We start from the raw sequence: 13,539 nt of genomic DNA, 5'->3' as shown, positions 1-13,539 counted from the left end.
CGGCGTTTTTGAGAAGCTACAGACCGATCGGTCGGTTACCCCATAGCTTAAATTCAGATCGCCTCGAACAATTTTCCCGGCAACGGTCGTATGACGCCTTTCATTTCCATGGTCAAAAGCGTTGATGAAACTTTGAAGACAGGTAACTGACAGGCCAAGGCAATGCTATCCAATACTTGTTTGCCATTTTTCTGAAGATAGTCATAAATCGATTGTTCGGTATCATCGAGGTCGACGAAGAGTTCCTTTTGAACTGAAGTAGGGGTAGCATGATCTACATCCCACCCCAATAGATATACCAGATCGGCGGCCGAAGTCAGCATATGGGCTTTTTGCTGCTTGATCAAGTTATTACACCCTGAACTATATTTGTCATGGGCGCGGCCAGGCAAAGCAAAGACATCACGATTGTAACTATTTGCGATGTCGGCAGTGACCAAACTGCCCCCTCTTTCGGCCGATTCAATGACCACCGTCGCCTCGCTCATTCCCGCTATAATACGGTTCCTTTTTAAAAAATTCTCACGGTCCGGATTGCTCGTACTCCAAAATTCGGTAACGAATCCTCCGTTACGCGCTACTTCATCCATATATCTGGCATGCGATTTAGGATACATTTGATTAAGACCATGTGCCAAACAACCGATAGTCTGAAGACCGTGTTTTATAGCCGCTCTTTGGATGGCAATATCGACGCCGTAGGCAAAGCCGCTGACAATTATGGGATCTAATGGTGCAATATCCGCTATAAAACGGTCGCAAAAAGCCACCCCATAACTCGTTATGTTTCGGGTGCCGACTACACTAATAATTTTATGTCCACGAAGGTCGATCTTTCCTTTTTTGAACAATAATATAGGGCTATCGATGCAATGCTTAAGATACTTCGGATAGTTTCCATCTAAAAAATAGGAAACTGCAATACCAGCTTTTGAAATATAAGTATACTCTTTTTCGGCGGCTTCCCTATGTTCGGCATCATAGAGCCCTTTAAGGGTATAGGTACCCACTCCATCAACTTTGAGCAAATGCTGTTTTTTTTCTGAAAAAACCGCCTCCGGACTGCCACATTTTGAAATCAACTTCTTGGCGGTAACATCGCCAATGTTAGGTACATTTTGCAAGCGCAATACTGCAAGAAGTTCAGCAGAAGTCATTTATAGGCGTATGAAAGTTATCCACAAAATACAGAAAATATAATGTTAATAAAAAGTTATGCCTTGCCTGTTCTTCCCCCTAAATTTTTTTAATATTTGCCCTGCATGGGATTGGAACATTATATATCTGACTTGCTATATCGGTACAACTGCGTTATGGTGCCGGGTTTTGGCGCTTTTCTGACGCAGCAAAAATCGGCCATTCTCGATGAGAACACACGCACCTTCTATCCTCCGATAAAAGTTATTTCCTTCAATCAGCAGTTGGTTTCCAATGATGGCCTTTTGGTCTCCTATGCGGCCGAGAGTCAGCATATTTCTTTTGAGGAAATGCTTGCCCAGGTTGAGGAAGAAGTAGGGGAATGGAAGCTTAACCTTGAAAAAGGCAAGCGACTTACCTTGACCCATATTGGGGAACTTTGGACGAATACCGAAGGTAAAATTCAGTTTCAACCGGAAGAAAATATCAATTATCTAACCTCATCTTTTGGGATGTCTTCTCTGGTTTTGACCCCTATTACCCGTGAGATCTTAAAAGAGGAAGTTGCGGAATTGGAAGAGAAGATTCCTTTTACCTTTACCCCAGAGGCCCGTGAAGCGTCTACCTTGCGGCATTATTTGAAATATGCCGCCGTTGTGCTATTGGCCCTTACGACCGGATTCGCCGGTTTTCAATGGCACAAAAAGAACCAAAGCACCCAACAATTGGCTAGGGAAGAAGCTCAACAACAGGTTACAAAACGGATCCAGGAGGCTACTTTTTTCGATGCCGCGCCTTTAGAACTCCCTACAATTACCCTGAAAACCGCTAAAAAGGCTACGGCAAACCCTTCATCTGAAAAAATACATCATATAATTGCCGGGGCTTTCCGGTACCGTACGAATGCCGATAAAAAAATACAACAGTTGAAAAAACAAGGGTTTAACCCTGCCTATCTTGGCACCAATCCATTCGGACTCCATATGGTGGCTTATGAAAGTTTTACCGATGCCGAAGAAGCTTTGGAAGCACTACATGCGATCAAGCGCACACAGAAAGATGCCTGGTTAAAATCAGTGCGATAAAAGGAGCACTTCCCTAAAATTACCGCCTTCTTTTTTTGTACCCGGCAGATACCGCTATCTTTGCCAAAAATTGGATATATGGAGGCAAAAAAGCCCAGTGATTCCCGAACTATCATGACCGACATGGTACTGCCCAGTGAAACCAACCCTTTAAACAATTTGTTTGGTGGAGAATTATTGGCGCGTATGGATAGGGCGGCCAGCATAGCTGCTCGGCGCCATAGCCGGCGTATTACGGTTACGGCCTCCGTGAATCATGTAGCTTTCAATCAGTCGGTTCCCGTGGGTAGTGTACTTACGGTGGAGGCCGCGGTTTCCAGAGCCTTCAAAACTTCGATGGAAGTCTATATCGATGTGTGGATGGAAGATCGTTTCAGTGGCGAGCGTTCGAAGGCCAATGAAGCCATCTATACCTTCGTAGCCGTTGATGAAACAGGAAGACCTACGGAAGTGCCGCGATTGGAACCAGAGACCGAACTGGAAAAACAGCGCTTTGACGGGGCCTTACGCCGAAAACAATTAAGCTTGGTACTTGCCGGGAAGATGAAACCGAAGGAAGCCACCGAATTGCGCGCCCTATTCATCGATTAATGATATATATCTTCTGAAAAATTGTTCTCTTAAAAGCTAAAGTTATCAGGATCAGGACCGTTACGCTTACCTTTGTCAAAGCTATCGAGGTAAGCGAGCTCTTGCTCGGAAAGTTCAAAATCAAAGACCTCTGCGTTTGACTTAATACGGTTTTCATGTACTGATTTTGGAATCGTTACCACACCTTTTTGTAAATTCCAGCGTAGCACAATCTGAGCGGCCGATTTATTGTATTTTTTCTCTAAATCTGCGGTGATATCCAATTGAAAGAGCTTTCCTTGCATAAAAGGAGACCACGCTTCGTATTGAATTCCATTTGTGTCACAGTAATCGATAAGCTCTTGTTGTACGAGATGCGGGTGAAATTCCATTTGGTTGACCATAGGATTCACTTCGGTATCTTTCATGAGATCTTCTAGGTGGTGCCGCAAAAAATTGCTTACCCCAATAGCCCGAACCCGTTTTTCTTTGTACAAGGTTTCAAACGCACGCCAGGTATCCTTATATTTCTCTACGACTGGCCAGTGTATTAAATAGAGGTCTAGGTACTCCAGGTTCAACCGCTTTAGACTAGCCTCAAATGCCTTTAAAGTGTTGTCATAGCCTTGATCGGTATTCCAGACTTTGCTCACTACGAAAACAGCCTCACGATCGACATTGCTTTCCAAAATACCTCGTCCTACCCCTTCTTCATTATTGTATAAAGCTGCGGTATCAATATGTCGATAGCCCATTTTCAAGGCATACTTGACCGCATGTACTACTTCCTCATCATTATCGGCCTGATAGGTGCCTAAACCCAAATAGGGCATTCTAACGCCGTTGTGAAGTTCAAAAGAGCCTTGAAGATCAGTAATAGTTTTCATAGTCTAAAATATGGCTATTGATTATATATTCAATTGTATCTAGCAAAAAGTCAAGTGCTTCAAAGTTGAAATATCCACTCCTCTGGATTGAGTTTAGCGGTATCTTGGTGAAGATAAAACTTTAGCCTGGTTTGACCATTAAACCGATTGGTATATATATCGCCCAGTTCAGCCTTTGCCTCGACCCTATCTCCCTTTTTAACGTAAATGTTCGAAAGATTGTAATACGTACTGATATAATTACCATGCTTGAGCTGTACCGCCTTATTGCCACCGGGAATCGATAATATAGCGATAACTTCCCCTCGAAAAACTGCCCTGGCCTTAGAGCCTTGTTCCGTAGTAATGATAACTCCGTTGCTTTCATGCTTGATGCCTGGGTAGATAGCATCGGCATACACTCCGAAACCCTGACTTTTAAACCCTTTCTCTACCGGCCAAATCAATTTACCCTTATTGGCCGAAAAGCTATTGGCCAAAATAGCCGCCTCTGGGGTGAGAAGAAATTTACTCGGATCGTTACTCTCCTTTTCTGAGTCCCGATTTGCGGCTGCAATGGCTTCTCTTATAAGCCGCTCTATTTGTTCATCAATTTCCTTCGCCTGCCGCTGCTTACTTCTGATTTGAGCGGCATATTTAGTCTCATTTTTACGAATGGCACCCAATAACTCTTGTTGTGCTTTCATTTCGGCAACCATTTCGTTCTTTACCCTGCGATTTTCGGCTAAGAGCCGCTCCTTTTCCTTGCGCTGTTGGGTAAGTTTAATATTAAGCTCGGTGAGTTCTTCGGTTTTTATCAAAATCTGCTCTCCTTGTTTTCGCCGAAAATCGGTATATTGTTTTATATATTGGAATCGTTTGAAAGCCTGATAAAAAGTTTCCGACGACAATAAAAACATCAGTTTACTTTGCTGTATCTTACTCTCATAAGATTCGCGAATCATCATTCCGTAATCCTCTTTTAGTTTATTCAATTCATCTTTGAGGTCAGCAATATCCTTTATGTTTGCATTTATTTTTTGATTCAACAAATTCGACTGTTGATCGGTCACGTTAATAAGTTTTTGGCGCACATTGATTTTATTATCAAGACCCTCCATTTGATCGATGATGTTACCTCGCTCCTTTTTCTGGGCAAACAGTAAATAGTTGATTTGTTCTATTTCCTTTTGCAATTGTTTGCGGCGCAACTCCAAAGTTTCCTGTTGATCGGTCTGAGCCAAAAGTACATGCCCCGCTAGGGAAAAGCAGATCAGGAGAATCAGGGTGTAGTGATGTCTAACGCGCATCTTGCTCTAAAACGATTTCTTTAAAACCCTTTGGTATTTTATAGGGGAAATTGATCGGGCGGTTAAATTCAATATTGCGATATTCAATATCTATGGTATTACGTTGATTACCGTCTATGGCAGCTACAGTGATTTCTTGAGGCAAGATCCATTTATGAATTTTCTGATAGTCGGTATAGTTCACCTGTAATAGCCGCTTTCTTAATGGCTGGGACAGCTGTTGTGAAGCTATCCTAAAATTTTTAGGTTCAATATCAAAAAGAACCTTGAAAAGTTCCAAAGGCCTTTTAGGTTTAAGCCGATAGGTACCATTGACAACGGCCAAGTCGTACCGGTTCTCTTTCAGGTTAAAAAGAGCTTGGCCCAAAAGAAGGCTTTGCACTTGCTCAAAATTCAGTTCAGTGCCCAAATATTTGCTCAGATAACTGAAGTCGCCGTCAAAGTATTCGTTCTGCAATTTATTGTAAAAAGTAACCCTGTTAGGCGTTATAAATGCTTTGACCATTCCTAGAGGGGCGCTCATCCAGATAGCTTTGTCCTTTTCCATTCGTAGACTTACCGAAACACCTTGCGAGGCTTCCCCATCGCTGTAATCAATTCTCACTTTTCCGCTAAGGGTCTTAAAATCTATAGCTTTATCGTAATGTTCTTTAATGACCATCTTTGCCGAAAGTTTGGCATTGGCAGTTCCATCGGAAAGTACGTTCGTTGATTTACAGGAAAGAACCAAGGTGGCAAAAACGGCTCCCAAAATTACTCTTCTTACGCTACGATACACTGTTGCCCTCATGCTATTACAGATTTAGAACCCCGGTTTTATCTTACGAAGATACATATTTGCCTTGACGGAATTGTTAATGGAATTATAAGCCTCGGCCAGTTCTTGATACATCTTGTTGGCGAGCACGTCATCATCAAACAAATAATCCAAACCTGCTTCCATAGTATCTATCGCCTCTTGATATTTTGCATTTCTTAAGAGGGCATAACCATGTGCGTAATAAAAATAGGGTTGAGAGGGATATATTTCCAACGCCTCTTGGGAGATTTTCTCTAGTGCCGAAGCACTATTAGCGGACAGTAATGTTTCTATTCGATTTTTATAATCTTCTAAAGAATCAGAAGCTGCAAATCCTTCATCCGCCCCGGACAAGCCTTCTTGGGTAGCCTCCTTATCCTTCAGTTCAATAGAGTCGTTGATTCTTGAAGAGAGTTGGGTCGTGAAATCCGATTTCTTGGCCGCCTTTAAAATGGAAAGTGCGACCTCGTAATTTTTTCTTTTGAAAAAGACCCACGCCAAATTTTCTTCAAACTTTGAAGACCCAAAAGGAAGCTCCGATTTGACCTTGTCAATAGATTTTCCTTGTTTAAGCAAAGTTTTCACAAAGGTATCGGTATACCACAGGTTCTCAGGATCGGCCCGTAATGCAGTTAAGCTATACTCTTCGGCCAGGGGGTATTGCTTCTCTTCAAGATAAACCTTTGCCAATTCATGGTCTACGACGCGGTTAGAGGGATCAATTCGTTTGCATTCTAACAAATAGTTAATAGCCTTGTCATAATTTTCAATACCCTTTTGTTTCAATGCTTCGAAAAAATTCTCCTGAAATTCATCGGAATACGCTTCAAGAAACAGCTCTGCACTTTCCTGAACTTCAAATTCAGGAGTCTCTTGCCCCAAAATAGGTGTAAGAAATAATTTCATGAAACAAAATGTTATAAAAAATGTTTTCATTATCCTTAATCGATACATATGCTGGTCACCAAAGTAGTTTACGTCTTACGACTTAACTTTAAGGGGCCTATTTTGTGCCAGTACTTCCGAAACCACCCTGTCCTCTTGAAGTTAAGGATAATTCTTCGACCGGTACCCATTCGGCCCTTTCATGTCTTGCAATCACAAGTTGTGCGATTCGCTCCCCATTTTCAATGGTAAAAGGTTCTTTGGATAGGTTAACCAAAATCACGCCAATCTCACCGCGATAATCCGCATCTATCGTTCCAGGTGCGTTCAGTACGGTAATACCTTTCTTTGCTGCCAAACCGCTTCTTGGCCTTACTTGGGCCTCTACGCCTATGGGCAATTCTATAAAAAGTCCTGTTTTGATGATGGCCCGCTCCAAAGGTTCTAACGTGACAGCTGACGAAATATTGGCACGCAGATCCATTCCTGCAGACGCCTGTGTCTCGTAGTTTGGGAGATTATGGGCGGACTTGTTAATGATTTTTACATTCATAATTATACGGTTAAGAGAGTTTAATCACCTATAGGAAATGAATAGATGTATGAACACCCGATTGCGTTTTTATTTAGGGGTTACGTTCGTTCTTTTTGTACGGCTAAAAAATATTTGTTTCAACGTATCATTTTCCAACTTAAACACCAAGCCTAAGAATAACAAAAGTAAGCTACTTCCGATATAAATATTCCTATCAAAAACATAAAAGGATAACGCAGAAAATACAATGGAAATCCCCAGATAGAATAGAATTTTTCTAAAGTTGTACGGAATGGGATAACGCGATTTACCAAAATAATATGATAGAACCATCATGCTCCCATAGGCGAGTACCGTAGCAATTGCAGAGGCCATATAGCCGATTACCGGAATGAAAGCATAATTTATACCGATTGTTATGACGGCGCCAATAGCTGATATAAAAGCGCCATAGCGTGTCTTGTCCGTTACTTTATACCAAACCGATAGGTTGTGGTAAATACCAAGAAAGAAACTAGCCAAGATTATAAGTGGTACAATATCCATAGCGTCCCAATAGGCCTCGTTTCTTACGAATAATTTCTTTAACACATCGGCATATACTACTACTGCCAAAAGAATAACGCTGCCCAAGACCACAAAATAATTGGTAATCTGCGCATAGGCCTTTTGTGGATTTTCCGATCCCGCATGGCTAAAAAAGAAAGGCTCTATTCCCATGCGAAAGGCGGTTGCAAAAAGGGTCATGAACAATCCTAATTTATAACAGGCCGAATATTTGCCCACTTCACTTTCCGCAATATCATCGGGGAGTAGGTTCTCCAATAGAATGCGGTCGAAAACCTCATTGATAGTAAATGCAATACCGGCAATTAAGACGGGCCAAGCATAGCGCATCATTCTTTTCCATAAATCACGGTCAAAAACATAGGTATTACTGACATATAACTTCAACATCAACAACAATGTAATACTACTTGCAATCAGATTGGAAATGAATATGTAAGATATTTCAAAATTCGGGCGATACATCCAGGCCCATGCGGTCGTCGGTGTGTTTTGTACGATTTCGGGCAGGACCAAGAGAAAAAAAACATTCAGACCCAGATTTACGGCCACATTTAAAATTTTAACGATCGCATATTGCATGGGCTTTTCATTGGCCCTCAACCATGCAAAAGGGATGATGACCAGAGCATCTAACGCCAATATACAAATGGCATAGCGTAAATACCTCAATTCAATATCAGTTACTGCGGCCATCGGTTTTTGAAAAAGAAAGGCCAATAATACAAATACAGCGGTACTGCCAGCTATGGAAAGGAGGGATGTTGACACCACCGTGGCCCTCTGATCAGAACCATTATAGAATCTAAAAAAAGCGGTTTCCATACCGTATGCCAATATCACATTGAATATAGCGAACCATGCGAAAATGACAGAAACCTCGCCATACATCCCTGTAACTAGAACCGAAGTGTAAACAGGCACTAAAATAAAGGATAGCATTCTCGGTAATACCGTAGCTACACCATAGATGGCTGTTTGTTTAAATAGTTTTTTGAGAGGGTTCAATAGGGCGCCTTTTAAAGTCTAAAAGTACCCATTTAAACCCATGTGACAAAGTACCATAAGATCTTGGCTACTATGAAGGCAAACGTTTTATTCATTTAAAATACCGTTTAGTATAATGGCGGAGCGTTGCTTATATATCAGACATGAGCCCTATTATAACCTTCCTAAACTCCACTCATCTATAGAAATAGTATGCAATAGGTGGTCTATCATTCATAATTTAACTACCACTAAGGAAGATAAATTCCCATAATCTGGCTTTGTAGTAGCCCATTTTATCCCATCACCCTAAAAACCTATAGGGTTAAAACCATTATTCACCTTTTTGAATATTCATTCTTCTCATGGCCCACAACGCAAAGATAAAGGCCGTCATTAAAAAGATTGAAGCCAGAACATAAGGAGCTCCTGGAAAATATACGACTCCATGAGGGCGTATAAAAAAATAAAATACCGGCGAGAAGACGAGTTGTCCCAAAATCGATGTTACGCTTAGGAGGCCGGTTATGGCCCCCTGCAAGTTTCCTTGTTCCTTTTCCGATACCTCATTTGAAATAACCCCTTGTATGGTAGGTCCGGCCACCCCCCCTAAGGCATAGGGAATCAAAAAGGCATATAACATCCAAGGTTCGGAGGCCAAGGAGAATAAAAACATTCCAATAGTCCAGAGAATAAAGCCTATCGTAATCACCTTTCGTTTTCCGAACCTATTTACGGCTTTCCCTACCAGAAAACCCTGAACCACTGCCACCAAAAGGCCCACCACCATTAGGGAAACCCCAATTTCCTTAGGACTCCAATTATAACGTTCAATCCCATAGTACGACCATGTAGAGGGCAATGCTTGCCCGGCTAGGTTTGCCAAAAAGAAAGCTGTTATTAATAATAAAACCCCTCTGTAATTCTTAAGACTTACCAAAGATACGCCAGGTATCATTTTATTATAAACAATCTTTCGCCTGTTCTCCGCTTTTAGGGACTCTGGAACAAAAAACCAACCGAATAAAAAGTTTGCAAAAGTCAGGCCAGCCGCAATGTAGAACGGTAAACGAATATCGAGGTTGCCAAAAAAACCACCTATCCCCGGACCTATGATAAAGCCAAGACCAAAAGCCGCTCCGATCAGGCCAAAATTCTTTGCCTTCTCCTCTTTGGTGCTTATATCGGCAATATAAGCAGACGCCACGGTAAAGCTAGCGCCCGTTATACCGGCAAGAAAACGTCCGAGAAAAAGCCAGGTAATCGTAGGTGCCCAAGCATGGATCAAATAATCGATGCTCAGTCCTAAAAGGGCTATTAAAAGTATAGGCCTCCTTCCGTACTGATCGGATATCTCTCCTAAAATCGGGGAACACAAAAACTGCATTCCCGCAAAAGTAGTTGTTAGCCACATACCATAGATTACAGCCCTATGTACACCCTCTCCCGTTAGTTCCATGATCAAATCCGGAATGATGGGAATAATGATGCCAATACCAATTACATCGACTAAAATGGTAATGAATATAAAAAGTAGCGCTGATTTTTTAGATGTCATAAAAGCCCGAGCCTACGAAGAAACCTAAGTGATAGATTTATAAAAAAACCTCACGCAAAGATGAGGTTTTTTAGTTACAGTATTTTGAAAGAAAAAAGACGTCGCATCCATTCTAGCCGTTGAGGGCTTCCGCTCCTCCTACAATTTCCAGAATTTCGTTGGTAATTGCTGCCTGTCTTGCCTTATTATAGGTCAGTTTCAACTGGTCCCTTAATTCCGTGGCATTATCGGTAGCTTTGTGCATGGCCGTCATACGGGCACCGTGTTCGCTTGCGAAAGAATCACGAATTCCCTTATAAAGCTGTGTTTTAAGTGATTTAGGAATCAATTGAGCTACAATTTCTACCTTAGAAGGTTCAAAAATATAATCTACACTCAAATTTCCATCGCCTTCCGCAGGTACAATAGGCAAGAACTGTTCAGTGGTTACCAGTTGTGTCGCCGCATTTTTAAATTTATTATAAACGATATCGATTCTGTCGTAATCACCCGAAGTGAATCGCTCCATTAACTCTTCAGCGATATCGGCGACGGCCTCGAAAGTTAAATCTTCGTACACGCCGCTATGATTCGCTATGACCGTCGACTTCTTTCTTAGAAAATCATTGGCTTTCTTGCCAATGGCCATAAAATCGACCTGCTTTCCTGCATACGTCTCATTGGCCAATACGGTACATTGCTTTAATATATTCGAATTAAAGGCTCCTGCCAACCCCCTATTCGATGTAATGGCCACAATCAAAACCTTTTTAACCTCACGCTTATCGGAATACTTACTACCAGAATCACCGTCTATAATGGCGCTCAGCCCTTGTAAGAGTTCCGTCAGCTTATCGGCATAAGGGCGCATGGCCGTAATCGCGTCTTGGGCCTTCTTTAATTTGGCCGCAGACACCATTTTCATGGCACTTGTAATCTGCATCGTCGAAGATACCGACGAAATTCTATTTCGTATTTCCTTTAAATTGGCCATCTAATGTTTCGTGTTTAGTAATTGGTATTCAGCAGCTAACTCATTAACTACTTTACACGTCAAACTGTTTCCCCGACCTAGCTTCTGTACTTACCGGAAAGGTCTTTTGCAACAGCGGTCAACGTATCGGTCACCTCATCAGTCAATTTGCCCGCCTTAAGGGTGTCTAAAACATCGCGGTGCTTGGCATTCAAAAATTCCAGATAATCCCTTTCAAACTCCTTTACTTTATCTACCGGAACGTCTCGCAACAAGTTCTTTGACCCTGCATAAATAATAGCAATCTGATTTTCAACGGTAAACGGATCGTTTTGTGCTTGCTTCAAAATCTCTACATTGCGTCGCCCTTTTTCGATAACGTTCAACGTAGCCGCATCAAGATCGGATCCAAATTTCGCAAATGCCTCCAGTTCGCGGAACTGCGCTTGATCAAGCTTTAATGTTCCCGCCACTTTTTTCATTGATTTAATCTGCGCATTACCTCCCACACGTGATACCGAAATACCCACGTTGATCGCAGGCCGCACCCCTTGGTTGAAAAGATCTTGCTCTAAGAATATCTGTCCGTCGGTTATTGAAATCACGTTGGTCGGAATATAGGCCGAGACATCACCCGCCTGAGTTTCGATAATCGGCAAGGCAGTTAAAGAACCTCCTCCTTTCACCATGGGTTTCAATACCTCTGGCAAATCATTCATGTTCTGGGCTATACTATCATCATCAATAATCTTTGCCGCTCTTTCCAATAATCTGGAGTGCAGATAAAAAACGTCACCTGGATACGCCTCACGTCCCGGGGGCCTTCTTAAAAGAAGGGATACCTCACGATACGCCACTGCTTGCTTTGACAAATCATCATAAATAATTAATGCAGGACGTCCTGTATCCCGAAAATACTCTCCAATAGAAGCACCGGCAAAAGGCGCATAAACCTGCATTGGCGCCGGGTCGGAAGCGTTGGCCGCTACGATGGTGGTATAAGCCAAGGCACCCTTATCCTCCAAGGTTTGGGCAATGGCCGCAACCGTAGAGGCTTTTTGCCCAATCGCTACATAGATACAATAAACAGGTTCTCCGGCATCATAAAATTCCTTTTGGTTAAGTATCGTATCGATACACACCGTGGTTTTACCCGTTTGACGGTCTCCGATGACCAATTCACGTTGACCGCGACCCACTGGGATCATGGCATCTATGGCCTTTATTCCCGATTGTAACGGTTCGGTAACGGGTTGACGGAAAATTACTCCAGGTGCTTTTCGCTCCAAGGGCATTTCGTAGGTTTCTCCAGCGATAGGCCCCTTACCATCAATTGGCACACCCAAAGTGTCGACCACACGGCCCACAATGCCTTCACCTACATTAATAGATGCAATTCTTTGTGTACGTTTGGCGGTGGCGCCTTCTTTAATCTCCTTAGAGGGCCCCAACAGTACAACACCTACATTATCTTCTTCAAGGTTCAAAACGATACCTTCCAATCCCCCCTCAAACTCTACCAATTCACCATACTGAGCGTTCGATAACCCGTAGACACGGGCGATACCGTCACCTACTTGTAATACCGTTCCCACCTCGTCTAAAGTGGCGGTGGCTTCAAACCCCGATAACTGTTTCTTTAAAATTGCCGATACTTCTGCGGCTTTTACTCCTGCCATTTGTATAGATATAAACGTTAGACTTTAGGCCTGAGCCTAATTGCTGTCACTGGTTGTTATTAAAGACTATTTGTAAATTCTCTCTTTAAATTGTTCAATTTATTCGAAATGCTGGCGTCATATTGCAAATCTCCAACGCGCAATATAAACCCTCCGATAATACTCTCATCTATTTTGTTTTCAATAGCAACCTCATTTCCGGTCAACTGCGCCACTTGCTTTAATACCTTTTTCTCCAAAGCGCCCGATAGAGGAACGGCAGTGGTCACATAGGCGACACCCTTTCCTTTGAGGTCTTCATGAAGAATGATATATTTTAAGGCCACCTCGTTCAAAAGGGGAATACGCCTATTTGAGGTTAACGTATCGATAAGCCCGACAGTTATTACATTACTATCCCTAAAAATTAGCTTAAGCGCCTCTTTTTTGGTCTGCCCAGACACTACAGGATTTCCCAGCATATTTCTCAAATCCTTACTATCAGAAATAGTAGAAACAATCGAACGCATATCACTTTCGACTGCATCGGCCGACTTTTCGGAAACTGCCAGGTCTAAAACCGCTTTGGCATACCGTAAGGCTGCTCTTGATTCGCTCATTGCTTAGTAT

General features: G+C 42.3%; 13 protein-coding genes. 2 read left to right on the top strand and 11 right to left on the bottom strand.

Translation table 11 applies throughout. From position 1 onward, the window contains the following. Positions 1 to 53 precede the first annotated feature (53 nt). Entirely contained in the window at positions 54 to 1,157 is a 1,104-nt protein-coding gene (dprA, locus tag F2B13_RS13265; protein WP_149273856.1) for a DNA-processing protein DprA, read from the bottom strand. A 105-nt stretch (positions 1,158 to 1,262) separates the two neighbouring features. On the opposite strand from dprA, the gene F2B13_RS13260 reads away from it, so the two are divergent. Continuing rightward, positions 1,263 to 2,222, top strand: a complete 960-nt coding sequence (locus tag F2B13_RS13260; protein WP_149304408.1) for an HU domain-containing protein — start codon at positions 1,263 to 1,265, stop codon at positions 2,220 to 2,222. Between the two features lie 78 nt (positions 2,223 to 2,300). Continuing rightward, the gene (locus tag F2B13_RS13255) at positions 2,301 to 2,813 is read left to right on the top strand and encodes an acyl-CoA thioesterase (RefSeq protein ID WP_149304407.1); all 513 of its coding nucleotides are present in this window, start codon (positions 2,301 to 2,303) and stop codon (positions 2,811 to 2,813) included. A gap of 29 nt (positions 2,814 to 2,842) precedes the next feature. Here the strand turns inward: F2B13_RS13255 and F2B13_RS13250 are convergent, their stop codons facing one another. The 10 genes from F2B13_RS13250 to atpH form a co-directional block, all read right to left on the bottom strand. Further along, positions 2,843 to 3,679: an aldo/keto reductase gene (locus F2B13_RS13250; RefSeq protein ID WP_149304406.1), complete on the bottom strand. Its 837-nt coding sequence runs from the start codon at positions 3,677 to 3,679 to the stop codon at positions 2,843 to 2,845. Positions 3,680 to 3,738: 59 nt separating this feature from the next. Continuing rightward, entirely contained in the window at positions 3,739 to 4,968 is a 1,230-nt protein-coding gene (locus F2B13_RS13245; protein WP_149304405.1) for a murein hydrolase activator EnvC family protein, read from the bottom strand. Continuing rightward, positions 4,958 to 5,758, bottom strand: coding sequence for a DUF4292 domain-containing protein (locus F2B13_RS13240; RefSeq protein WP_149304404.1), 801 nt, complete (start codon positions 5,756 to 5,758; stop codon positions 4,958 to 4,960). Before F2B13_RS13240 ends, F2B13_RS13245 begins: the two co-directional genes overlap by 11 nt. A 12-nt stretch (positions 5,759 to 5,770) precedes the next feature. Next, positions 5,771 to 6,673, bottom strand: a complete 903-nt coding sequence (locus F2B13_RS13235; RefSeq protein ID WP_198440128.1) for a tetratricopeptide repeat protein — start codon at positions 6,671 to 6,673, stop codon at positions 5,771 to 5,773. Between the two features lie 97 nt (positions 6,674 to 6,770). After that, complete coding sequence (gene dut, locus F2B13_RS13230) at positions 6,771 to 7,205, bottom strand: dUTP diphosphatase (protein WP_149304402.1); 435 nt, start codon at positions 7,203 to 7,205, stop codon at positions 6,771 to 6,773. Positions 7,206 to 7,274: 69 nt separating this feature from the next. After that, on the bottom strand, positions 7,275 to 8,762 hold the full coding sequence (locus F2B13_RS13225) for a lipopolysaccharide biosynthesis protein (RefSeq protein WP_149304401.1): 1,488 nt from the start codon (positions 8,760 to 8,762) through the stop codon (positions 7,275 to 7,277). A gap of 313 nt (positions 8,763 to 9,075) precedes the next feature. Continuing rightward, positions 9,076 to 10,299, bottom strand: coding sequence for a TCR/Tet family MFS transporter (locus F2B13_RS13220; RefSeq protein WP_149273836.1), 1,224 nt, complete (start codon positions 10,297 to 10,299; stop codon positions 9,076 to 9,078). 112 nt (positions 10,300 to 10,411) lie between these two features. After that, complete coding sequence (gene atpG, locus F2B13_RS13215) at positions 10,412 to 11,272, bottom strand: ATP synthase F1 subunit gamma (RefSeq protein ID WP_149304400.1); 861 nt, start codon at positions 11,270 to 11,272, stop codon at positions 10,412 to 10,414. Between the two features lie 77 nt (positions 11,273 to 11,349). Beyond that, complete coding sequence (gene atpA / locus F2B13_RS13210) at positions 11,350 to 12,930, bottom strand: F0F1 ATP synthase subunit alpha (RefSeq protein ID WP_149273832.1); 1,581 nt, start codon at positions 12,928 to 12,930, stop codon at positions 11,350 to 11,352. Between the two features lie 59 nt (positions 12,931 to 12,989). After that, the gene (atpH, locus tag F2B13_RS13205; protein WP_149304399.1) at positions 12,990 to 13,529 is read right to left on the bottom strand and encodes an ATP synthase F1 subunit delta; all 540 of its coding nucleotides are present in this window, start codon (positions 13,527 to 13,529) and stop codon (positions 12,990 to 12,992) included. Between the last annotated feature and the right edge of the window lie 10 nt (positions 13,530 to 13,539).

The sequence above is a fragment of the Pareuzebyella sediminis genome, from assembly GCF_008367235.1.
Lineage (GTDB): Bacteria > Bacteroidota > Bacteroidia > Flavobacteriales > Flavobacteriaceae > Pareuzebyella > Pareuzebyella sediminis.
This window is presented reverse-complemented; position numbering and strand designations above follow the sequence as displayed.

Excerpts from the sequence above, each read along its gene's own strand:
- dprA (WP_149273856.1), bottom strand. The coding sequence starts at position 1,157 with ATGACTTCTGCTGAACTTCTTGCAGTATTGCGCTTGCAAAATGTACCT.
- F2B13_RS13260 (WP_149304408.1), top strand. The coding sequence starts at position 1,263 with ATGGGATTGGAACATTATATATCTGACTTGCTATATCGGTACAACTGC.
- F2B13_RS13255 (WP_149304407.1), top strand. The coding sequence starts at position 2,301 with ATGGAGGCAAAAAAGCCCAGTGATTCCCGAACTATCATGACCGACATG.
- F2B13_RS13250 (WP_149304406.1), bottom strand. The coding sequence starts at position 3,679 with ATGAAAACTATTACTGATCTTCAAGGCTCTTTTGAACTTCACAACGGC.
- F2B13_RS13245 (WP_149304405.1), bottom strand. The coding sequence starts at position 4,968 with ATGCGCGTTAGACATCACTACACCCTGATTCTCCTGATCTGCTTTTCC.
- F2B13_RS13240 (WP_149304404.1), bottom strand. The coding sequence starts at position 5,758 with ATGAGGGCAACAGTGTATCGTAGCGTAAGAAGAGTAATTTTGGGAGCC.
- F2B13_RS13235 (WP_198440128.1), bottom strand. The coding sequence starts at position 6,673 with ATGAAATTATTTCTTACACCTATTTTGGGGCAAGAGACTCCTGAATTT.
- dut (WP_149304402.1), bottom strand. The coding sequence starts at position 7,205 with ATGAATGTAAAAATCATTAACAAGTCCGCCCATAATCTCCCAAACTAC.
- F2B13_RS13220 (WP_149273836.1), bottom strand. The coding sequence starts at position 10,299 with ATGACATCTAAAAAATCAGCGCTACTTTTTATATTCATTACCATTTTA.
- atpG (WP_149304400.1), bottom strand. The coding sequence starts at position 11,272 with ATGGCCAATTTAAAGGAAATACGAAATAGAATTTCGTCGGTATCTTCG.
- atpA (WP_149273832.1), bottom strand. The coding sequence starts at position 12,930 with ATGGCAGGAGTAAAAGCCGCAGAAGTATCGGCAATTTTAAAGAAACAG.
- atpH (WP_149304399.1), bottom strand. The coding sequence starts at position 13,529 with ATGAGCGAATCAAGAGCAGCCTTACGGTATGCCAAAGCGGTTTTAGAC.